Annotated in this window: 15 protein-coding genes and 1 pseudogene; 11 read left to right on the top strand and 5 right to left on the bottom strand. The window is 66.4% G+C overall.

Going from position 1 to position 21455, the window contains the following annotated elements; genetic code table 11:
* Positions 1-675: pseudogene (locus V7787_RS30745) on the bottom strand (hypothetical protein); the annotation flags it as partial.
* A gap of 459 nt (positions 676-1134) precedes the next feature.
* On the opposite strand from V7787_RS30745, the gene V7787_RS30740 reads away from it, so the two are divergent.
* The 5 genes from V7787_RS30740 to V7787_RS30720 all read left to right on the top strand — a co-directional run bounded on the left by V7787_RS30740 (position 1135) and on the right by V7787_RS30720 (position 7701).
* The gene (locus tag V7787_RS30740; protein ID WP_336091202.1) at positions 1135-2193 is read left to right on the top strand and encodes an SPFH and helix-turn-helix domain-containing protein; all 1059 of its coding nucleotides are present in this window, start codon (positions 1135-1137) and stop codon (positions 2191-2193) included.
* Positions 2193-3302: a hypothetical protein gene (locus tag V7787_RS30735; RefSeq protein ID WP_336091201.1), complete on the top strand. Its 1110-nt coding sequence runs from the start codon at positions 2193-2195 to the stop codon at positions 3300-3302. Before V7787_RS30740 ends, V7787_RS30735 begins: the two co-directional genes overlap by 1 nt.
* A 1132-nt stretch (positions 3303-4434) precedes the next feature.
* The gene (locus tag V7787_RS30730; RefSeq protein WP_336091199.1) at positions 4435-5637 is read left to right on the top strand and encodes an MFS transporter; all 1203 of its coding nucleotides are present in this window, start codon (positions 4435-4437) and stop codon (positions 5635-5637) included.
* A gap of 37 nt (positions 5638-5674) precedes the next feature.
* Complete coding sequence (gene dkgB / locus V7787_RS30725; RefSeq protein WP_336091198.1) at positions 5675-6478, top strand: 2,5-didehydrogluconate reductase DkgB; 804 nt, start codon at positions 5675-5677, stop codon at positions 6476-6478.
* 122 nt (positions 6479-6600) lie between these two features.
* Positions 6601-7701: an alkene reductase gene (locus V7787_RS30720; RefSeq protein WP_336091196.1), complete on the top strand. Its 1101-nt coding sequence runs from the start codon at positions 6601-6603 to the stop codon at positions 7699-7701.
* An 18-nt stretch (positions 7702-7719) separates the two neighbouring features.
* On the opposite strand, the gene mnmE is transcribed toward V7787_RS30720, so the two are convergent.
* The 4 genes from mnmE to rpmH all read right to left on the bottom strand — a co-directional run bounded on the left by mnmE (position 7720) and on the right by rpmH (position 11897).
* On the bottom strand, positions 7720-9087 hold the full coding sequence (mnmE, locus tag V7787_RS30715) for a tRNA uridine-5-carboxymethylaminomethyl(34) synthesis GTPase MnmE (RefSeq protein WP_336091194.1): 1368 nt from the start codon (positions 9085-9087) through the stop codon (positions 7720-7722).
* 423 nt (positions 9088-9510) lie between these two features.
* Positions 9511-11238 carry a membrane protein insertase YidC gene (yidC, locus tag V7787_RS30710; protein ID WP_336091192.1) on the bottom strand — a complete coding sequence of 576 codons (1728 nt, stop codon included), beginning with the start codon at positions 11236-11238 and terminating at the stop codon, positions 9511-9513.
* Positions 11239-11253: 15 nt separating this feature from the next.
* The gene (rnpA, locus tag V7787_RS30705; protein WP_336091190.1) at positions 11254-11694 is read right to left on the bottom strand and encodes a ribonuclease P protein component; all 441 of its coding nucleotides are present in this window, start codon (positions 11692-11694) and stop codon (positions 11254-11256) included.
* A gap of 62 nt (positions 11695-11756) precedes the next feature.
* Positions 11757-11897, bottom strand: coding sequence for a 50S ribosomal protein L34 (rpmH, locus tag V7787_RS30700; RefSeq protein ID WP_027083663.1), 141 nt, complete (start codon positions 11895-11897; stop codon positions 11757-11759).
* A gap of 323 nt (positions 11898-12220) precedes the next feature.
* On the opposite strand from rpmH, the gene dnaA reads away from it, so the two are divergent.
* From dnaA to V7787_RS30670, 6 genes are all read left to right on the top strand, one after another.
* Positions 12221-13558, top strand: a complete 1338-nt coding sequence (gene dnaA, locus V7787_RS30695) for a chromosomal replication initiator protein DnaA (RefSeq protein WP_336091182.1) — start codon at positions 12221-12223, stop codon at positions 13556-13558.
* Between the two features lie 644 nt (positions 13559-14202).
* The gene (gene dnaN, locus V7787_RS30690) at positions 14203-15303 is read left to right on the top strand and encodes a DNA polymerase III subunit beta (protein WP_336091180.1); all 1101 of its coding nucleotides are present in this window, start codon (positions 14203-14205) and stop codon (positions 15301-15303) included.
* 348 nt (positions 15304-15651) lie between these two features.
* Positions 15652-16737: a DNA replication/repair protein RecF gene (gene recF / locus V7787_RS30685; protein ID WP_336091178.1), complete on the top strand. Its 1086-nt coding sequence runs from the start codon at positions 15652-15654 to the stop codon at positions 16735-16737.
* A gap of 452 nt (positions 16738-17189) precedes the next feature.
* Positions 17190-19658, top strand: a complete 2469-nt coding sequence (gene gyrB, locus V7787_RS30680; RefSeq protein WP_336091177.1) for a DNA topoisomerase (ATP-hydrolyzing) subunit B — start codon at positions 17190-17192, stop codon at positions 19656-19658.
* 184 nt (positions 19659-19842) lie between these two features.
* Positions 19843-20499 (top strand): CPBP family intramembrane glutamic endopeptidase, encoded by a 657-nt coding sequence (locus V7787_RS30675; RefSeq protein WP_336091176.1) that lies wholly within the window; start codon positions 19843-19845, stop codon positions 20497-20499.
* A 76-nt stretch (positions 20500-20575) separates the two neighbouring features.
* A complete protein-coding gene (locus V7787_RS30670) occupies positions 20576-21379 on the top strand; it encodes a M48 family metallopeptidase (protein ID WP_336091174.1) in 804 nt (267 codons plus the stop codon).
* Positions 21380-21455 lie beyond the last annotated feature (76 nt).

Here is a 21455-nt window from a genome sequence, read left to right as displayed (position 1 = left end):
GGCCGCGCGCTGGGTCGCGGCCTGGCGGTCGGCGGCCTGCTGGGTCGCCAGTTGCTGGGCGGCCTGCTGCTGTTGCTGCTGCTGCTGGGCCAGACGCTGTTTCTCAAGCTCAGCCTGCTTCTTGGCCTGTTCCTCGGCGGTCAGCTTTTCCTGCTCGGCGCGCTTGGTCACCGAGTCCTGGGCCGCGGCGATGCTGGTCTTCAGCCGCGCCAGCGCCGGATGCTGGGCGTCGGCGCGTTCGATCAGCGCGGCCAGGCGCTGGGCTTCGGCGAAGTCCTCGCGGCCCACGCTTTGCTCGGTCGCGATGACCGTCATCGGCAACAGATCGGTCAGGGCGCTGGACGCCACCGCATCGGCCGGCGCTTTTTCGCGCAGGGCCAGGTAGTACTCGACGGCGTTGTCCTCGGCCGGCGCATAGAGTCGGTTTTCCACATAGGCCTTGCGTGCGGCCTCGCGCAATTGGTCGACCGTCAGGGCCGACACCTTGGCCGAAACGGCGTTCTGCGCGGTCACCGCGGGCGCGGCGGCGGCAGGCGCGGGCGCGGCGTCCGTGGCCGGCGCAGCGTCTTCTTTCTTGCCGCAGGCGGCCAGCGCGCAAGCCAGCGCGAGCACGGCGGACACCTGCTTTACAACGGACAGCCGGCTGGTACGCCGGTCATAGTTAGCGACGATCATTGATAAAAGCTCCCCTGAAGTACGCGAGACCCGTCCGATACGGGGCCGGGCGCACGCCCGATAGGACGCGCTAGCGGGCCGCGTTTGTCAAGCATTCAGGTTACGGTGGTCCCCGGGATGGGCGTCAGACCCGGAGTGTGCCATCCATCGCGCCGGCCACCGATACCCACTGTGTCGGTTTGCGTAAGCCGGCGCGACCGCCCGCACAGTTCTCGCCGCCGCGCGCGCGACGCGCCGACGCCGTCCCGGACCCCGGTCTCAGATATGAAACACGCCGCCGCCAGGCGCCGTGGGCGCGCGAATCCGTCCGGCCCGGACGGGCCGGCGAGCATACGCAAGCGTCCGCTCGCTGCCCCGGCGGCGGCGCCCCTGCCGGCACCGCCGACACCGCGCAGTGGCCGGGCCGTCGCCCGCGTGCACTAGAATCGCCGCACCACAGGCAGGAAGCGGGAGCGGGTCATGAGCATTCTGGGTTTCATCAAGGGCGAGCTGCTGGAGATCATCGAGTGGACCGATGATTCGCGCGACACCCTGTCGTTCCGCTACCCCGACGACGACAAGGAGATCAAGAACGGCGCCCAGCTGATCGTGCGCGAGTCGCAGCAGGTCCAGTTCGTCGCCGCCGGTCAGTACGCGGACCTGTTCAATCCCGGCAAGCACACCCTGAAGACCGAGAACATCCCGATCCTGTCGACGATCCTCGGCTGGAAGTACGGCTTCAACTCGCCGTTCAAGTGCGATGTCTACTTCCTCAACACCCGGCTGTTCACCGGCAACAAGTGGGGCACCTCCAACCCGGTGATGATGCGCGACGCCGATTTCGGCGTGGTCCGCCTGCGCGCGTTCGGCACCTACGATTTCCGCATCGTCGACGCGCCCAGGTTCCTCAAGGAAGTGGCCGGCACCGATCAGAATTTCCGCCTCGATGAATTCGCCGACACCATGCGTTCGCGCATCGTCAGCGTATTCACCGACGCGCTGGCCACCGCCAAGGTGCCGGCGCTGGACGTGGCCTCGCGCTACGGCGAACTCGGCGACGCGCTGCTGCCGATCATCAACCCGGCGATGACCTCCAAGTACGGCATCGAGATCACCGGCTTCGTGCTGGAAAACGTCTCGGTGCCGCCGGAAGTGGAGAAGGCGATCGACGCGCGCTCGAGCATGGGCGCGGTCGGCAACCTCAACGACTACGTCAAGTTCCAGATGGGCAGCTCGATGGCCAACGGCAGCGACGGCGGCGCGGCCGGCGGCGCGGCGCAGATGGCGATCGGCTTCGGCATGGCCCAGGAAATGATGCGCAGCATGCAAGGCCAGCAGGCCGCGGCGCCCGCGCCCGGCGCGGCGCCGGCCGCCGCGGGCGGGGTGGAAGTGCTCACGCCCGAACAAGCGGCGGCCACCCTCGGCGTCTCGGTCGAGGACGTGATGGCCGCGATCGCCTCGGGCGATCTGAAGGCGCGCAAGATCGGCAACGCCACCCGCATCGCCAAGGCCGCGCTCGAAGAATTCCTGCGCGGCTGATGGACAACGCCACCGTCGGCAAACATCCCTGCCCGGAATGCGGCGGGGATCTGCAATGGAACGCGGCCAAGCAATCGCTGGCCTGCCCGTATTGCGGCACCATCGTGCCCTGGTCGCCCGCGCAGGAAGCGCAGGGCGAGCAAGTCGCCGAGCTCGATCTGGTCAAGGCCCTGGCCGAACACCCGGCCGAGCAACGCGGCTACGGCGACGACGCCCAGCGGCGCGAAGTGCAATGCCAGAGCTGCAAGGCGATCTCGGTGTTCGTCGACGGCAAGGTCGCGCAGCGCTGCGAATTCTGCGGTTCGCCGTCGATCATCGATCACCAGTCGCTGGGCGATGCGATCACCCCGCAAAGCCTGCTGCCGTTCAAGATCAGCGACGGCCAGGTCCGCGACGCGATCCGCAAGTGGTACGGCACCCGCTGGTTCGCGCCCAACCGTCTCAAGAACGCGGCGCTGACCGACACGCTCAAGGGCGTGTACCTGCCGTACTGGACCTTCGACGCGCACGTTTCGGCCGAGTGGACGGCGCAGGCCGGTTACCACTATTACGAAACCGAGAGCTACACCGAGAACGGCCAACGCCGAACCCGGCAAGTGCAGCGCACGCGCTGGGAAGACGCGTCGGGTTCGTTGCGGCATTTCTTCGACGACGAACTGGTTCCCGGCACGGTCGGGGTGCACGCGCAGTTGTTGCAACAGATCGGCGCGTTTCCGACCACCACCGATTTGAAGGCGTACTCGCCCGAGTTCGTGCGCGGGTGGCTGGTGGAACGTTATCAAGTCGATCTGCGCCAGGCCGCGCAACGCGGCGAGGCGTCGATGCAGGAGCAGACGCGGGCGCTGTGTTCGGCGGAAGTGCCGGGCGATACCCAGCGCAATCTGCAGGTGCGGGCGAGCTTTCGCGGCCGCACGTTCAAGCACATTCTGGTGCCGGTGTGGTTGGTGAGCTACACCTATGGCTCGCGCAGTTTTCAGGTGTTGGCCAATGGGTACACCGGGCAGATCGCGGGCGAGCGGCCTTACAGCTGGGTGAAGATTTTCTTCGCGGTGTTGGCGGGGTTGATTGCGTTGCTGGTGGTGTTCGGGTTGTTCGGCGGTAGTCGCTGAGGCTGCGTTGGCGTCGTTGGGGTAACGGCGCGTCCCGACTTTCTTGTTGCTGTATTCGGATGGATGCGGCTTTCGAATTCGATATCACAACGGCAACCCACGTTGCCGTTGCGATCCTCGTTGCCGTCGCCATCGCCTGCCCTTCTCCCGCTTGCGGGAGAAGGTGCCCGAAGGGCGGATGAGGGCGCTGTTGCCGTTGCTGTTGTCGTTGCTGGTGCTTTGGCTAGGCGGCGCAACTGACTCGCGATAGCAAAAGGACACCCGGAGGGCGGCGCACAAGGACGTGCGCCGGGTTCCGTCGTGGGCAGGATGCCCACTACGGAACCTGCCTGCGCAAGCACCGCACTCGTGGCTCTTGACTCGAAACAGGGAGAGCATTTTTCTTTGGTGACTTTCTTTTGTTGCTCTGGACAAAAGAAAGTTACCCGCCGCTTTAGTGGCGGAAGCATTTGACCTTGCTTGTCATCACAAGCTTCAAAGCTTTTAAGAGCCTCAGAGCAAAGATCAAGATCAAGTGCTTCCGCCACTAAAGCGGCGGGTAACTTTCTTTTGTCCAAAGCGACAAAAGAAAGTCACCAAAGAAAACGCTTTTCCCTGTTTCGAGTCAAAAGCCACGAGTGCGTAGCTTGCGCAGGCAGGTTCCGTAGCGGGCATCCTGCCCGCGACGGAACCCGGCGCACGTCCTTGTGCGCCGCCCTCCGGGTGTCCTATCGCTATCGCGAGTCAGTTGCGCCGCCGGGCCAAAGCAACGGCAACAACAACGGCAACAGCAACAGCAACAGCGCCCTCATCCGCCCTTCGGGCACCTTCTCAGCCTTGCACTCCCTTCGGTCGCCGCAAGCGGGAGAAGGGAAGGCAACGGCAAGACCGGCAGTTGCGAGGCGTTGGGGCTCGCGTCAGCCTTGGACAACTTTCGGTGTTTGTTTCCGGAAAACGCAATCTGAAAGCGTTGTTTCATCGGGAGCCAAAACGCTTGTCCACAAGCCTTTCGGCGGCCAAACCCGTAAATCCAGAGCTGCAGCTTCCGCCAATCAACTATTGATCCAAAGTCAAAAGTAATTCACCAAAAACCCCATTTTTCGACAACAACCTCTGGCCGACACTGCGCATCCCCATCCACCGGATGCCCCCCATGCCCCTCGCCCTGTTGGCCCTGACCCTCGGCGCCTTCGCCATCGGCACCACCGAGTTCGTCATCGTCGGCCTGATCCCCACCATCGCCGCCGACCTCGGCGTCGACCTGCCCTCGGCCGGACTGCTGGTCAGCCTGTACGCCCTCGCCGTCGCCATCGGCGCCCCGCTGCTGACCGCACTGACCGCGCGCGTGCCGCGCAAAACCCTGCTGGTCGCGCTGATGGCGCTGTTCACCGCCGGCAACCTGCTGGCCTGGCTCGCGCCGGGTTACGCCACCCTGATCCTCGCTCGCATCCTCACCGGCCTGGCCCACGGCGTGTTCTTCTCGGTCGGCTCGATCATCGCCACCAGCCTGGTGCCGAAAGAAAAAGCCGCCAGCGCCATCGCCACCATGTTCAGCGGCATGACCGTGGCCTTCGTCACCGGTATTCCGATGGGCACCTTCATCGGCCAACACTTCGGCTGGCGCACCACGTTTGTCGTCGTCGCCGCGTTCGGGCTGATCGCGATGCTCGGCAGCCTGATGTTCGTGCCGAAGAAGATCGCCCACACCGCGCCGGCGCCGCTGCTCAAGCAAGCCTCGGTGCTGCTGCAACCGCGTTTGCTGCTGGTGTATGCGATGACCGCGGTCGGCTACGGCGGCTCGCTGATCGCGTTCACCTACCTCGCGCCGATCCTGCAGGACATCGCCGGGTTCGGCCCGAACATGGTCGGCCTGGTGTTGCTCGCCTACGGCGTCTCGGTGGCGATCGGCAATGTGTGGGGCGGCAAGCTCGCCGACAAGCAGGGCCCGGTCAAAGCGCTCAAGCTCATTTTCCTTCTGCTGGCCGCGGTGTTGCTGCTGCTGACTTTCACCGCGCCGCATCAGTGGCTGGTGGTGTTGACCGCGCTGGCCTGGGGCGCGGTCGCGTTCGGCAACGTGCCGGGGTTGCAGGTGTATGTGGTCAAGCAGGCCGAACGCTATTCGCCGCAGGCGGTCGATGTCGCCGCCGGTTTCAACATCGCCGCGTTCAATCTCGGCGTCGCCGGCGGCGCCTGGGCCGGCGGTTGGGTGGTCGCTCATCTGGGTCTGCAACACACGCCGTGGATTGCCGCGTTGGTAGTGTTCGGCGCATTCGGCCTGACCGCGCTCAGCGGCCGGCTCGACCGTCGCGACGGCGTGCCCGAGCGCGTCAGCGGCGCGGTCGTCGCGGCGCACTGATCTGTTTCTTTCGCTCATCCATTCACGAGGTTTCGCCATGAACATTCCCGCCTTCGGTCTCGGCACCTACCGTCTCAAGGGCCAGACCGTGATCGATTCGGTCCGCAACGGCCTGGACGTCGGTTACCGCGTCATCGACACCGCGCAGATCTACGGCAACGAGGCCGAAGTCGGCCAAGCCATCGCCGACAGCGGTGTGGCGCGCGATGAGTTGTTCCTCACCACCAAGATCTGGGTCGACAATCTGTCCCAGGACAAGCTGATCCCGAGCCTGCGCGAGAGCCTGGGCAAGCTGCGCACCGATCGGGTCGATCTGACCTTGATCCATTGGCCGTCGCCGAACGATGCAGTGCCGGTGGATGAGTTCATGCGCGCCTTGCTGCAAGCCAAGCGCGAAGGCTTGACCCGCGCCATCGGCATTTCCAACTTCAACATCGATCTGACCCAGCGCGCGATCGACGCGGTCGGCGCGGCAGAGATCGCGACCAATCAAGTCGAACTGCATCCGTATCTGCAGAACCGCAAGCTCGCGCAATTCTCGCAAGCCAACGGCATCCACCTGACCTCGTACATGACCCTGGCCTACGGCAAGGTGCTGGCCGATCCGGCCATCGTCGAGATCGCGCGCAAGCACGACGCCACGCCCGCGCAAGTCGCGTTGGCTTGGGCGATGCAGTTGGGCTATGCGGTGATTCCGTCCTCGACCAAGCGCGAGAATCTGGCCAGCAATCTGTTGGCGACCTCGCTGCGTCTGGACAACGACGACCTGGCCCGCATCGCCACCCTCGATCGCGGCGAGCGCCTGACCGACCCGGACGGCCTGGCGCCGGCCTGGGATTGAATCCCGCCCCGGCCCGCGCCGGCGATTCTTGCGCACAAGGCAAAGCTCATTCGCCGCGCCACGTATTTTTCGCCGAGCGCGCGCCGCCCACACTGCCCGCATACGACTTGCAGAGAACCGACATGCTGTTCACCCCACACCGCCTGGGCGGACTCGCCCTGCCCAACCGCATCGTCATGCCGCCGATGACCCGCTCGCGCGCCGCCCACGGCGAGGTCGCCACCGAACTGATGGCGCACTACTACGCCCAACGCACCAGCGCCGGGCTGATCGTCAGCGAAGGCACCCAGATCAGCCGGCAAGGCCAGGGCTATGCCTGGACGCCGGGCATCTACACCCGCGAACAGATCGCCGGCTGGCGCCAGGTCACCGACGCGGTGCATGCCGCGGGCGGACGCATGTTCGCGCAGCTGTGGCATGTCGGCCGGGTCTCGCACGTCGCCTTGCAGGCCGATGGCGCCGCACCGGTGTCGTCGTCGGCGCTGACCGCCGAAGGCGTGAAGGTGTTCGTCGATGTCGAGAATCGCGGTCCGCAAAGCGGCGTGGGCGAGATGGTCCAGCACTCGCCGCCGCGCGCGCTGCGCGTCGAGGAAATCGCCGCCATCGTCGAGGACTACGCGCAAGCCGCGCGCAACGCGCTCGAAGCCGGCTTCGACGGCGTCGAACTGCACGGCGCCAACGGCTACCTGATCAATCAGTTCATCGACTCGCAGGCCAACGCGCGCGACGACGAATACGGTGGCAGTCTGTCCAACCGTCTGCGCTTTCTGGGCGAAGTCGCGCAAGCGGTGTACGCCGTCGTCGGCCCCGGCCGCCTCGGCGTGCGTCTGGCGCCGCTGACCACCTTGCAAGGCGCGGTCGACGACACGCCGCAGGCGACGTATCTGGCCGCGGCGAAGCTGCTCGACGACATCGGCGCGGCATACATCCACATCGCCGAAGCCGATTGGGACGACGCGCCGGACATGCCCGACGCGTTCCGCGAAGCCTTGCGCATCGTCTATCGCGGCACGCTGATTTATTCGGGCCGTTACACCCGCGAACGCGCCGAACACGCGCTGCAAAGCGGCTGGGCCGACTTGATCGGTTTCGGCCGGCCGTTCATCGCCAACCCGGATCTGCCGCATCGCTTGCAGCACGGCCTGCCGCTTAATCCGGGCGATCGCGCGCGTTACTTCGGCGGCGACGAACGCGGCTACACCGACTACCCGCGCGCGGCCTGAGCCAGCGCGCGCATCGGCTTATTTGCCGATGCAGAAGCTCGAAAAGATATGCCCGAGCAGATCGTCGGCGCGCACCCGCCCGGTGATTTCGCCCAGCGCTTCGTGGGTTTGACGCAGCGCTTCGGCGGCCAGGTCCAGCATCTCGTGATCCAGTTGCGCGCGGGCGTCGTCGAGTTCGTCGCGCGCGCGCAGCAACGCATCGACATGACGCGCGCGCGCGGTGAAGGCGCCTTCGGCCGCGTCGGCGGCGTCGCCCTGGGCCAGCGTGCGCAGACGCGCGTGCAGGGTCGGCAAACCGGCGCCGGTTTGCGCAGACACGAAGACCCGGTCTTCGCCGCCGATATCGGCCGGGCCGGGCGAGTCGTAATCGGATTCGAGCAAGTCGATCTTGTTGTAGACGAACAGACGCGCCGGCACTTCGGCGATGGCGTCGGCAACCGAGGCCGCGCCGCCGTGCGGGTCGCGCGCGTCCAGCACCACGATCGCCAGATCGGCGCGGGTCAGTTCGCCGCGCGCGCGGCGCATGCCTTCGCGTTCGATCGAATCGCCGCCTTCGCGCAGGCCGGCGGTGTCGACCAGGGTCAGCTCGACGCCGTCCAGGCGCACGGTCTCGTGCAGCAGATCGCGGGTGGTGCCGGCGATGTCGGTGACGATGGCGCGGTCGCTGCCGGCCAGGGCGTTCAACAACGAGCTCTTGCCGGCGTTGGGCGGGCCGACGATTACCGCGTGCAAGCCATCGCGCAGGCGGCGGCCGCGTTCGGCGGCGGCGAGCAAGTCGTCGAGCGCGGTCGAAGCGGCGGCGAAGCGCGCGCGCAGCGCGGCGCCGCCCAAGGTGTCGATGGGTTCGTCGGCGAAATCGATCGCCGCTTCCACGTGCACGCGGATCGCCAGCACGTCGCCGGCCAAGGCATCGACGCGGCGCGAGAACTCGCCGTCGAGGGCGCGGCGCGCGGCGCGGGCGGCGCGCGCATCGCCGGCGGCGATCAGATCGGCGACGGCTTCGGCTTGGGCCAGATCCAGCCGGCCTTCGAGAAACGCGCGTTCGCTGAACTCGCCGGGCCGGGCGCGGCGCGCGCCCAGGGCGCAGGCGCGCGCGAGCAGTTCTTCCAGCAACGCCGGGCCGCCGTGCGCTTGCAGTTCGACCACGTCTTCGCCGGTGTAGCTGGCGGGCGCGGCGAAGTACAACGCGATGCCGTCGTCGAGGGTGGCGCCGGTTTCGTCGCGGAAGCGCACGTAATGGGCGTGGCGCGGGCGCAGCTCGCGCGCGGCGATGGTTTGCGCGATCTCGCGCGAACGCGGGCCGGACAAACGCACGATGCCGACGCCGCCGGCGCCCGGGGCGGTGGCGATGGCGGCGATGGTGTCGCGGGCGGCGGTTGGGGTCATGGGGGGATGATAAGGGCGGTGGGCGAAGGGGATGTGTTTCGGTTTTGGGCTGGCGCGGAGGTCGCCTCGCCGCTTACATCAACGAAACCGAGCATCGAGGAGACTTCAGCGCGATCTCACCAACACGTCATTCCCGCGAAAGCGGGAATCCAGGGCCAAGAGCCTTTAGCGCGCTCTTTCCAATCCGTCATTCCCGCGAAAGCGGGAATCCAGGGCGTTTCGTGCAAGAACGCTTGAAGTCGCTGGATTCCCGCTTCCGCGGGAATGACGACCTTGGCGGGATGACGCTGAAGTCTCTGGATTCCCGCCTTCGCGGGAATGACGAGCAAAAAGCGCAACGCTTCTCCCATCCGACACTCCGACCCCACAAACACAAAGCCCGCCTTACGGCGGGCCTCGCGACACCACGGATCGAACCAGACCTCAGTCCTTGTCCTTCCCGCCGCCCGCCGGTTCCTCGGCGTAGCGCTTGGTGGTCAGCCACTGCTGCAGCAGGCCCAGGCCGCCGTTGGCGACTTGGTACAACACCAGACCCGCCGGCAGGAACGCCAGGATCACGCCGAAGATCAGCGGCATGAACTGCATCATCTTGGCCTGCGCCGGGTCCATGCCGGTCATCGGGGTGAGCTTCTGGGTGGTCCACATCACCGCGATGTTGAGCAGCGGCAACACGAAGAACGGGTCGCGCGCGGTCAGGTCGTGGATCCACAGCATCCACGGCGCATGCCGCAGCTCCACCGATTCGGCCAGCATCCAGTACAAGGTCATGAAGATGATCATCTGCGGCAGCAACGGCAGACAGCCGCCGACCGGATTGATCTTCTCCTTCTTGTACAGCTCCATCAGCGCCATCTGGAACTTCTGCTTGTCCTCGCCGTAGCGCTCCTTGAGCTGAGCCACGCGCGGCTGGAACTTGCGCATCTTCGCCGCCGACTTGTACTGCGCGGCCGACAACGGATACAGCGCCAGCTTCAGCAACACCACCAGGCCGACGATCGCCCAGCCCCAGTTGCCGAACAGGTTGTGCAGTTTTTCGAGCAGCCAGAACAGGCCGTTGGCCAAGGTCGCGAAGATGCTGTAGCTGCTGAAGTCGACCGCGCGGTCCAGGCCCGGCACGTTCTGCGCTTCGATCGCCTTGACCAGCTTCGGGCCGACCCACAGGCGCGCTTCGGTGCTGGCCTTGGCGCCGGGGGCGACGTTGACGCCCGGGCCGAGGTCGCGGATCAGGAACTGCGGCGCGGCGCCGGCGTTGAGTTGTTCCAGCGAGAATTGGCCCTGGTCCTTGTCGCCCGGAATCCAGGCGGCGAAGAAGTGGTGCTGCAGCATCGCGATCCAGCCGCCGACGACTTGCTTGTCCAGCTTGCCGTCGTTAATGAATTTCTCGAACTTGCGCTTCTCGTACTTGTCGTTCGGGCTGTACCACGCCGCGCCCTGGAAGCTGTACTGCTCCGGGCTGAAGGGGCCCTTGTGGGTCAGCTCGCGCGGGACGCGGCTGAGCTGGCGGTAGATGAAGCCCTGCCACGGCGCGGCGCTGGCGTTGCTGACTTCGTCGCGCACCTTGATCGCGTAGTCGCCGCGGCCGAAGGTGTAGGTGCGGGTGATGCTCACGCCGTTGGGGCCGGTCCACACGAACGGCACGGCGATCTCGCGCGCGTCCTTGGCGATGCTCAACTCGCGCGCGTCGCCGGCGTAGCGGAAGCCCGACTCGTGGGTCGGCGCGGCATTGCCCTGGCTGACCCAGCCGCTCTGGGCGACGAAGTACAAAGTGGAGTCGTGCGCCAGCAGCCGCATCGGCGGGCTGTTGGGTTCGGAGGTGACCGGGTAGCGCAGCAGATCGGCTTCGCTGATCTCGCCGCCGCGCAGGATCACCTTGAGTACGTCGGTGGTGACCACGACCGGCGCGTCGGCGCCGGCGGCCGGCGCGGTGGTGACGGTCGAGCCGGCGGCGGGTGCAGGCGGCGTCGCCGCAGTGGGCACGCCGGGGACCGCGGCATTGGGCGCAATTGCGCCGGCGACCGGCACGCTGCTGGCCGGAGCGACCGCGCTCGGCGGCGGGACCGGCGGCGCGGATTTCTCCTTGCCCCACTCCATCCACAACAAGGTCGCCACCATCAGCCAGGCGAGGATCAGAAAAGCACGGGTCTGGTTCATGGGCAGCAGGCAGGCTCAGCCGGGACCGGGGTCCGGCGTGGTGTCGGAAGAAGGGGAAGCGGCCGGCATTGTGCCGGGCGCCGCAGTTGCGGGCAATGCGAGCGCCGCCGCGCGGACGCCGGCACGCTTGAGCAGACTGTGGAAGGCGGCGCGGAGTTCCTCGCCGCTGCAAGCCGATGCGCCGGGCCGGGCGACCAGGACATAGTCCCCGCCGGCCAGTTCGCCGCGCAGGTGGCGGAAGTCGTCGCGCAGCACGCGCTTGATGCGGTTGCGGCCGACCGCGTGCGGATCGACCTTACGCGAGACCGCCAGCCCCAGCCGCGGCGCGATGGCGTCGTCGGGCTGGAAATGCAAAGCAAGCACGGGCAGCGCCACGCGCCGTCCATGCTTGAAGATGCGATCGAAGTCGGAACGCGCGCGTACCCGCGCGGTGCGCGGGAAGCGGTTCGAATTCATTGCAGGCGCTCGGCCGCGGCACGCCGGATCGGAACGATCGCGACAGGCGGCCGGCAACGCGATTAGGCGGTCAGGCGCTTGCGGCCCTTGGCGCGGCGACGGGCGAGAATCTTGCGGCCGTCGGCGGTCGCCATGCGGGCACGGAAACCGTGGTCGCGCTTGCGCTTGAGGTTGCTGGGCTGGTAGGTGCGCTTGGTCGCCATGATCGGCTCGGCTGTAGCTTGCGTAGAGGACCGCGGATTCTACGGGCTCCCCCAAGTCCGGGTCAAGTCTTTGTTTCCCCTGAGCTTTGCAATCCGCGACCGGCGCCACCGAAGCGGCCGCTCCAGCCTGTGCATGAACCTGTGGATTAGTCCTGTTCCGGACTCGACCTCGATGGTAGTCTGACCGACCCCCTGGCCTCCTTCGTCGCGATGTCCGCATCGTGCGTTGGGCCGCTTTCGTCCGCTGCCCGGGCGACCCGCTGCGCCCGGCCGGCCCCCGCTCCACGCATATTGCGCCACGCATAAAAGAAGACACGCTACAGATGGAAGCCTGGCCCCGCTGCCTCGAACGCCTCGAAGCCGAATTCCCGGTCGAAGACGTCCACACCTGGTTGAAGCCGCTGCAAGCCACGCAGCGCGACACCAAGACGGTGCTGTACGCGCCCAACGCCTTCGTGGTCGAACACGTGCGCGAGCGTTACCTGGCCCGGATCCGCGAACTGCTCTCGTACTTCGCCGGCAGCGACGATGTCAGCCTGGAAGTCGGCTCGCTCCCGCGCACCGCGCCGTTGCCGTTGCGCGAGCCGGAAATCGTGGTCGCCGCCGCGCGCCCGGCGGCCGCGCCGCCGGAACCGTTCCAGGGCAATCTGGACACTCATTACACCTTCGACAACTTCGTCGAAGGCCGCAGCAATCAGCTCGGCCGCGCCGCCGCCTTGCAGGCCGCGCAAAAGCCCGGCGAACGCGCGCACAACCCACTGCTGTTGTACGGCGGCACCGGCCTTGGCAAGACCCATTTGATGTTCGCCGCCGGCAACGCCATGCGCGAGGCCAATCCGGCCATGCGGGTGATGTACCTGCGTTCGGAACAGTTCTTCAGCGCGATGATGAAGGCGCTGCAGGACAAGACCATGGACCAGTTCAAGCGCCAGTTCCAACGCGTGGACGCGCTGCTGATCGACGACATCCAGTTCTTCGCTGGCAAGGACCGCACCCAGGAAGAGTTCTTCCACACCTTCAATGCGCTGTTCGACGGCAAGCAGCAGATCATCCTGACCTGCGACCGCTACCCGCGCGAGGTCGAGGGCCTGGAGCCGCGGCTGAAGTCGCGCCTGGCCTGGGGCCTGTCGGTGGCGATCGAGCCGCCGGACTTCGAAACCCGCGCCCAGATCGTGATTTCCAAGGCCAAGGAGCGCGGCGCCGCGATTCCGGAGGAAGTCGCCTTCCTGCTGGCCAAGAAGATGCGCAGCAACGTGCGCGATCTGGAAGGCGCGCTCAACACCCTGACCGCCCGCGCCAACTTCACCGGCCGCGCGGTCACCGTCGAATTCGCCCAGGAAACCCTGCGCGATCTGCTGCGCGCGCAGCAGCACGCGATCGGCATCCCCAACATCCAGAAGACCGTGGCAGACTACTACGGCCTCCAGATCAAGGACTTGTTGTCGAAACGGCGCACCCGTTCGCTCGCCCGTCCGCGCCAGATGGCTATGGCGTTGACCAAGGAACTGACCGAACACTCGTTGCCGGAGATCGGCGATGCCTTCGCCGGTCGCGACCACACGACCGTTCTGCATGCTTGCCGTCAGATCCGCACCTTGATGGAAACCGACGGCAAACTGCGGGAAGACTGGGACAAGTTGATTCGTAAGCTGAGCGAGTAAACGATCGTTCCGCGGCCGCGGCGACGCGGGCCGCAGGCGGTCGGGAAGCAACCGATCCGAAGGTTTCGCCGTTTCGATTCAGCGCTGCGGCCGTCGCGGCCAGCGCGCAGGTCGAAACGCGATCCCGAGGCGGGCCGATCCAGGCCTGCGACGGGTTCGGCTCACCCGGTCCTGTCGCTGTTCGGGGCCGAGGTAGCGGGTAGCTTCGATCGCAGGCCCGATCCGTGCTTCAACCGCGCTTGCGCGCCGCGCTCATCGGTATCGAGATCGCAAGGCAGGCAGCGGCGGGAATCGGGACGGGGCATGCGGGTTCTGGGCTTGGCTACGGTCGCCGACAGCGGTTTGCCTGGCGACGACACTAAGGTAATCCCTAAGTTACTGATGTCAAAGGCATAACTTAGGGGATGAGATTCGCACAAGCTGTGGATAATTTACCGGCCGCCGTCTGGCGCTGAATTTATCCACAGGTTTCACCCGGTCTTTAAGCCGGGTTCTACCCGCTTTTGAAGTACCGAATTTCGCTTACGGATCAATGGCTTAAGCCAGTTTTCCAGCGATTTTCGCCGCTCCACCGCCACTAAGCTTTTGATTTATACATCTCTTTAGTAATTGGGCTTGCGCCCACAGACGGCCAAGGGGTCCGCATGCGTTTCAGTCTGCAACGCGAAGTCTTTCTCAAGCCGTTGGCCCAAGTGGTCAATGTCGTCGAACGTCGGCAGACCTTGCCGGTCCTCGCCAACCTGCTGGTACAGGTCACTAACGGGCAGCTGTCGCTGACCGGTACCGATCTGGAAGTCGAAATGATTTCCCGGGTGGCCGTGGACGATGCGAAGGACGGCGAAACCACGATCCCGGCGCGCAAGCTGTTCGAGATCGTTCGCGCCCTGCCCGACGGCAGCAAGGTCACGGTCAGTCAGACGGCCGAGAAGATCACCGTCCAGGCCGGCCGTTCGCGCTTCACCCTGGCCAGCTTGCCGGCCAACGACTTCCCGTCGATCGACGAAGTCGAAGCCACCGAGCGGGTGCGGGTGCCGGAAGCGGCGCTGAAGGAACTGATCGAACGCACCGCGTTCGCGATGGCCCAGCAGGACGTGCGCTATTACCTCAACGGTCTGCTGTTCGACCTGCGCGAAACCAGCCTGCGTTGCGTGGCCACCGACGGCCACCGCCTGGCCCTGTGCGAAGCGCCGTACGAAGGCAGCGCCCAGACCAAGCGCCAGATCATCGTGCCGCGCAAGGGCGTGCAGGAACTGCAGCGCCTGCTGGAAGGCGGCGATCGCGAAGTCGAGCTGGAAATGGGCCGCGGCCACATCCGGATCAAGCGCGACGATGTCACCTTCACCAGCAAGCTGATCGACGGCCGCTTCCCCGATTACGAGGCGGTGATTCCGATCGGTGCCGACAAGGAAGTGCGGATCGAGCGCGAAGTGCTGCGCGCTTCGCTGCAGCGCGCGGCGATTCTGTCGAACGAGAAGTACCGCGGCGTGCGCATCGAGGTTTCGCCGGGCCAGCTCAAGATCAGCGCGCACAACCCGGAACAGGAAGAGGCGCAGGAAGAAGTCGAAGCCGACACCAAGGTCGACGACCTGGCGGTGGGCTTCAACGTCAACTATCTGCTCGATGCCTTGACCGCGTTGCGCGATGAGCATGTGGTGTTGGCGCTGCGCGATGCGAATTCCTCGGCGCTGGTGCGTGAGGCTTCGAACGAGCGTTGCCGGCATGTGGTGATGCCGCTGCGGCTGTAACTGGCGGGTCCGCCGGATCGGAAGATTCGGTTCCACGTGGAACATGAAGCGCCCGGCTCTCCAGCCGGGCGTTTTCGTTGGTTCTGCCGGCGTCGGGTGTCGATACGCCAGGCATAAGCGACGGGTATAGCCCCTCTCCCGCTTGCGGGAGAGGGGTTGGGGTGAGGGCAACCCAGGTCGCGACGCTATCCGGCAACTCCGCGCGCCCTCATCCGGTCCTTCGGACCACCTTCTCAGCCTTGCACACCCTTCGGGCGCCGCAAGCGGGAGAAGGGCCTCGGTCATCTCTTCCGTTCCCGCCACGACGCAAGCCCCATCCCGCCCCACCCAATCTGCGATCATTTCCCCATGCACGTAACCCGCCTGGACGCCCGCGGTCTCCGCCGGTTCGCCGAAGTGAGCTTGTTGCCGGCGCCCGGGATCAATCTGATCACCGGCGAGAACGGCGCGGGCAAAACCAGCCTGCTCGAAGCCCTGCATCTGATGGCCTACGGCCGCAGCTTCCGCGGCCGCGTCCGCGATGGACTCGTCCGCTCCGGCGATCCGGCCCTGGAAGTCTTCGTCGAATGGCAGGAAGCCAAGCGCGACCAGCGCCGCAAGGCCGGTTTGCGCCACAGCGGCCAGGAGTGGACCGGCCGATTGGACGGATCGGCGGTCTCCCAGCTTGGGGAGCTATGCGCGGCTTTGGCCGTGGTCAGCTTCGAACCGGGCAGCCACTCGCTCATCACCGGAGCGGCGGAAATCCGCAGGCGCTACCTCGATTGGGGATTGTTCCACGTGGAACAGGACTTCACCCCGCTGTGGCGGCGTTACACCCGGGCACTGAAGCAACGCAACGCCCTGCTCAAGGCGCGGGCGCGGGACGGGCAGCTGGATGCCTGGGATCGGGAGCTGGCCGACTCCGGCGAACCCCTGACCCGGCGGCGTCAGCAGTATCTGGACGAACTGCAGCCGCGATTTGCCGCGTTGGCGGCCGATCTGGCCCCCGCTTTGGGCGAAGTCCGGCTGGATTACGCTCCCGGCTGGCGCCGCGATGACTTCCCGTTAGCGGATGCGCTGCTGTTGGCCCGGGATCGGGACCAACTGGCGGGGTACACCTCGGTCGGCCCGCACCGCGCGGACTGGAAGATCGGGTTCGGCGCGATTCCCGGCCGCGATGCGCTGTCGCGTGGGCAGGCCAAGCTGACCGCGCTGTCGGCCTTGCTCGCCCAGGCCGAGCACCATGCGGCGATCCGCGGCGAGTGGCCGGTGGTGGCTTTGGACGATCTGGCCTCGGAGCTGGACCGCAATCATCAGCTGCGGGTGCTGGAGCGATTGTTGGCGTCGCGGGCTCAGGTGTTCATCACCGGGACCGAGGCGCCGCCGGCGTTGGCGGGGATGCAGGTGGAGCTGGCTAGGTTCCACGTGGAACATGGGATGTTGAGTCAGCAGTAAGCCCCTGGGGATCCATGGGGCTTGCGATGTTTGTGTGGTGGCGCGGTCGCGGCTCGCGCCGCTCCTACAGGTAGTCTTCGGCCAGATCCAGGGCGCTGGGAGCTGCATGCATCGTGATGGTGCCCATGGGACCGCGATGTTTTGCCCGCAGCTAAGCCGATAGCGGGTGTTCCACGTGAAACATCGCGCCCAACCGCTGATTCGGGTTTAAAACCGCCCGATCCAGCCCCATCTCCTAGGCTCGCAAAGGCGCTCAGCCGGCCGTTACCCCCGCCTCGGCCGCCCGGGCCGCTCCCGGGCGCCCGCGAGCCGCCTCACGGCGGCCTCAGGCCACGTGAAGGGCCACGTAGGGCCGCCCTCTCCCGCCTGCTATACTTGCAATCACTTATTTATGTGTCTCGACGCGCCCGGCGGCCCCGCCGGATACCGCGTCGTCGGAGCCTTTCGACGCAATGACCAACGCCGAGCACGACCCCTCGCAAGACCCCTCGTCCGAATCGGCGCCGCTGCCGCAGACCTACGACTCCAGCAAGATCACCGTCTTGCGCGGTCTGGAGGCCGTGCGCAAGCGTCCCGGTATGTACATCGGCGACGTGCACGACGGCACCGGCCTGCACCACATGGTCTTCGAAGTGGTCGACAACGCGATCGACGAGGCCCTCGCCGGCCACGCCGACGACGTGATCGTGACCTTGCACGAGGACGGTTCGGCCTCGTGCTACGACAACGGCCGCGGCATCCCGGTCGACATCCACAAGGAAGAAGGCGTCTCGGCGGCCGAGGTGATCCTCACCGTGCTGCACGCCGGCGGCAAGTTCGACGACAACAGCTACAAGGTTTCCGGCGGTCTGCACGGCGTCGGCGTGTCGGTGGTCAACGCGCTGTCGGAAAAGCTCTGGCTCGACATCTGGCGCGACGGCCACCACCACCAGCAGGAATACGCGCTGGGCGAGCCGGTGTATCCGCTCAAGCAGCTGGAAGCCTCGCAAAAGCGCGGCACCCTGCTGCGCTTCAAGCCGGCGGTGGAGATCTTCACCGACGTCGAATTCCATTACGACATCCTGGCCAAGCGCCTGCGCGAGCTGTCGTTCCTCAACTCGGGCGTCAAGATCACCCTGGTCGATGAGCGCGGCGAAGGCCGCCGCGACGTGTTCCAGTACGAGGGCGGCATCCGCTCGTTCGTCGAGCATCTGGCCCAGGTCAAGACCCCGCTGCACCCGAACGTGATCTCGGTGTCGGGCGAGCAGAACGGCATCACCGTGGACGTGGCGTTGCAGTGGACCGATTCCTACCAGGAAACGATGTTCTGCTTCACCAACAACATCCCGCAGAAAGACGGCGGCACCCACCTGATCGGTTTCCGCGCCGCGCTGACCCGCACCCTGGCCAGCTACATCGAAAAGAGCGGCGCGGCCAAGCAGTCCAAGATCGCCCTGTCGGGCGAGGACATGCGCGAAGGCATGATCGCGGTGCTGTCGGTGAAGGTGCCCGATCCCAGCTTTTCCTCGCAAACCAAGGAAAAACTGGTCAGTTCCGAGGTCCGTCCGGTAGTTGAGAGCACGTTCGGTGCACGTTTGGAGGAGTTCCTCCAAGAACACCCCAACGAAGCCCGCGCCATCACCGGCAAGATCATCGAAGCGGCGACCGCGCGCGAAGCCGCGCGCAAGGCCCGCGACCTGACCCGCCGCAAGGGCGCGCTCGACATCGCCGGCCTGCCCGGCAAGCTCGCCGACTGCCAGGAGAAAGATCCGGCCAAGTCCGAACTGTTCATCGTCGAGGGCGACTCCGCAGGCGGCTCAGCCAAGCAAGGCCGCAACCGCAAGACCCAGGCGATCCTGCCGCTCAAGGGCAAGATCCTCAACGTCGAACGCGCGCGTTTCGACCGCATGCTCGGCAGCGCCGAAGTCGGCACCTTGATCACCGCGCTGGGCACCGGCATCGGCAAGGACGAATACAACCCCGACAAGCTGCGCTACCACCGCATCATTCTGATGACCGACGCCGACGTCGACGGCTCGCACATCCGCACCTTGTTGCTGACCTTCTTCTACCGGCAGATGCCGGAGCTGATCGAGCGCGGCCACGTCTACATCGGCCTGCCGCCGCTGTACAAGATCAAGCAGGGCAAGAACGAGATCTATCTGAAGGACGACGCGGCGCTGGACCAGTACCTGGCCAACAACGCGGTCGAAGGCGCGGCGCTGATTCCGGCCGCCGGCGAGCCGCCGATCGAAGGCGCGGCGTTGGAGAAACTGCTGCTGGCCTATGCCGGCGCCAAGGAAACCATCGCCCGCAACGCGCACCGTTACGATCCCAACGTGTTGCAGACGCTGATCGATTTCACCCGTCTGGACACCGCGCATCTGCTCAAGAACATCGATGAGCGCCACGAACTCGATGCGCTGGAAAAACGCCTCAACGAAACCGGTCTGGGCAAGCCGCGCTACAGCTTGCAACTGCACCCGGCCAACGAAACCCGTCAGGCCGCGCTGTTGGTGACCCGCAGCCACATGGGCCAGCAACTGACCCAAGTGCTGCCGCTGTCGGCGTTCGAAGGCGGCGAGCTGCGCTCGTTGCGCGAGGCCGCCGAGCTGCTGCACGGCCTGATCCGCGAGGGCGCGCAGATCCTGCGCGGCAATCGCGCCCAGGCGGTGACCAGCTTCGCCCAGGCGCAGGCGTGGTTGCTGGAAGAGGCCAAGAAGGGCCGCGCGATCCAGCGCTTCAAGGGCCTGGGCGAAATGAATCCCGAGCAGTTGTGGGACACCACGGTCAACCCAGAAACCCGTCGCCTGCTGCAGGTGCGGATCGAGGATGCGGTGGCCGCCGATCAGATCTTCAGCACCTTGATGGGCGACATCGTCGAACCGCGTCGCGAGTTCATCGAGGACAACGCGCTGAAGGTGGCCAATCTCGACGTCTGAGTCCCCTTCGGGGGATCGCCCGCCCGGATCGAGCGAACTCGGTCCGGGTGCCGGCATCCGATCGCGCGGCACGCGCACTGCGTCCGCCGCGCCAGCGCCGACGCCTCCGGTTTCCGCCTTCGCCGCGGTCGCCGGTTTCTTCATCGACCTGCTGCTTTCGCTGGCCTTGCTGGCCGGATTGTCGATGGCCGGCATCGCCGCGTGGACCTTCGCGCAAACCTTGCGCGGCGTCGCGTCCGCGCAAACCGCGCCGGATTTGCCGATTACGGTCGCGATCAGCCTGGTTGCGACCGCGATCAGCGCGCTGATCGTCTACTACTTTCGTCGAAGTGCGAACGCGGTCGAGCGGCGCGCATCGTGGCGCGCGCTGTGGCATCCGGCCAGCTTCGGCTGGATCGCCACGGCGATCCTGGCCTGCACTTTTTTCAGCGCTTCGATCAGCAAGTTCGCGCAACACGCGGGCATCGATCTGACTCCGACCAATCAGGCGTTCGCCCAGATCATCGCCAGCCATCCGATCGCGGTGGTGGTGTTCGCGGTGCTGATCGCGCCGGCCTACGAAGAGCTGTTGTTCCGCCGGGTCCTGTTCGGGCGGCTGTGGGCCGCCGGCCGGCCCTGGCTCGGGCTGGCGCTGAGTTCGCTGGCTTTCGCCTTGGTCCACGAACCGCCCGGCCTGGGCGCCAGCCGCGGCTGGGGCATGCTGCTGCTGTGGTCGGTGTACGCGGTCATGGGCGGGCTGTTCGCCTGGATTTACCGCCGCACCGGCAGCCTGTGGACCGCCTATCTGGCCCATGCCGGCAACAATCTGGTCGCCTGCGCGGCGCTGATGGCCGGGCCCTGAGCGCGGCGCCGGCAATTGACGATTCGTTAATCCACGCGGCGCTACAAGGTTGGCAACGCTACGGGGAAAGCCTGCGATGAAACGCCTTCTGCTCGGACTGTCGATCGCCACGGTCGTCGCCGCCTGCGCCACTACCACCTCGCCCACCGGGCGCACCCAGCGCATCGGCGGGATCTCGCAGGCGCAACTCGACCAGATGGGCGCCCAGGCCTTCGCCGAGGCCAAAAGCAAGCAACGGGTCAGCAACGATTCGCGCCAGAACGCCTACGTGCGCTGCGTGGTCGGCTCGATCACCCGCGAGCTGCCGCAGGCCTGGCAGGCCAACTGGGAAGTGGCGGTATTCGTCGACGATTCGCCCAACGCCTTTGCCCTTCCTGGCGGAAAGGTTGGCGTGAACACGGGAATATTCACCGTCGCCAAGAACCAGGACCAGCTCGCGGCGGTGATCGCGCACGAGATCGGCCACGTGGTTTCGCGCCATCACGACGAGCGCATCACCCGCCAGATGAGCAGCCAGGTCGCGCTGAACGTGCTCGGCAGCCTGATGGGCGCGCGCTACGGCGAAGGCGCCGCCAGCGCCACCAGCCAGCTGGGCGGCGCGGCGCTGCAGACCGCGTTCCTGCTGCCGGGCTCGCGTACCCAGGAAAGCGAGGCGGACGTGGTCGGACAGCGGCTGATGGCCCAGGCCGGATACGACCCGCGCCAGGCGGTGAACCTGTGGCAGAACATGATGTCCGCGGGCGGCTCGCGGCCGCCGCAATGGCTGTCCACCCACCCCGATCCGGCGGCCCGGATCCAGGAGCTCGGCGCCCGCGCCGGGGCGCTGATGCCGACCTACGAACAGGCCCGCGCCGGCGGCCGTACGCCGAAGTGTGGATAACATCGACTGTGAAAAGGGTGTGCAGACCCGTATCGCGCCGCCCCAGGTTTCTGTTAGGTTGGCGGCCCCTTGGCCT

The organism is Pseudomonas sp. CGJS7 (assembly GCF_036961695.1).
The sequence above is the reverse complement of the archived record's forward strand: the minus strand, read 5'-3'. Positions and strand labels throughout refer to the sequence as shown.

Excerpts from the sequence above, each read along its gene's own strand:
- V7787_RS30740 (WP_336091202.1), top strand. The coding sequence starts at position 1,135 with ATGAGCATTCTGGGTTTCATCAAGGGCGAGCTGCTGGAGATCATCGAG.
- V7787_RS30735 (WP_336091201.1), top strand. The coding sequence starts at position 2,193 with ATGGACAACGCCACCGTCGGCAAACATCCCTGCCCGGAATGCGGCGGG.
- V7787_RS30730 (WP_336091199.1), top strand. The coding sequence starts at position 4,435 with ATGCCCCTCGCCCTGTTGGCCCTGACCCTCGGCGCCTTCGCCATCGGC.
- dkgB (WP_336091198.1), top strand. The coding sequence starts at position 5,675 with ATGAACATTCCCGCCTTCGGTCTCGGCACCTACCGTCTCAAGGGCCAG.
- V7787_RS30720 (WP_336091196.1), top strand. The coding sequence starts at position 6,601 with ATGCTGTTCACCCCACACCGCCTGGGCGGACTCGCCCTGCCCAACCGC.
- mnmE (WP_336091194.1), bottom strand. The coding sequence starts at position 9,087 with ATGACCCCAACCGCCGCCCGCGACACCATCGCCGCCATCGCCACCGCC.
- yidC (WP_336091192.1), bottom strand. The coding sequence starts at position 11,238 with ATGAACCAGACCCGTGCTTTTCTGATCCTCGCCTGGCTGATGGTGGCG.
- rnpA (WP_336091190.1), bottom strand. The coding sequence starts at position 11,694 with ATGAATTCGAACCGCTTCCCGCGCACCGCGCGGGTACGCGCGCGTTCC.
- rpmH (WP_027083663.1), bottom strand. The coding sequence starts at position 11,897 with ATGGCGACCAAGCGCACCTACCAGCCCAGCAACCTCAAGCGCAAGCGC.
- dnaA (WP_336091182.1), top strand. The coding sequence starts at position 12,221 with ATGGAAGCCTGGCCCCGCTGCCTCGAACGCCTCGAAGCCGAATTCCCG.
- dnaN (WP_336091180.1), top strand. The coding sequence starts at position 14,203 with ATGCGTTTCAGTCTGCAACGCGAAGTCTTTCTCAAGCCGTTGGCCCAA.
- recF (WP_336091178.1), top strand. The coding sequence starts at position 15,652 with ATGCACGTAACCCGCCTGGACGCCCGCGGTCTCCGCCGGTTCGCCGAA.
- gyrB (WP_336091177.1), top strand. The coding sequence starts at position 17,190 with ATGACCAACGCCGAGCACGACCCCTCGCAAGACCCCTCGTCCGAATCG.
- V7787_RS30675 (WP_336091176.1), top strand. The coding sequence starts at position 19,843 with ATGGCCGGCATCGCCGCGTGGACCTTCGCGCAAACCTTGCGCGGCGTC.
- V7787_RS30670 (WP_336091174.1), top strand. The coding sequence starts at position 20,576 with ATGAAACGCCTTCTGCTCGGACTGTCGATCGCCACGGTCGTCGCCGCC.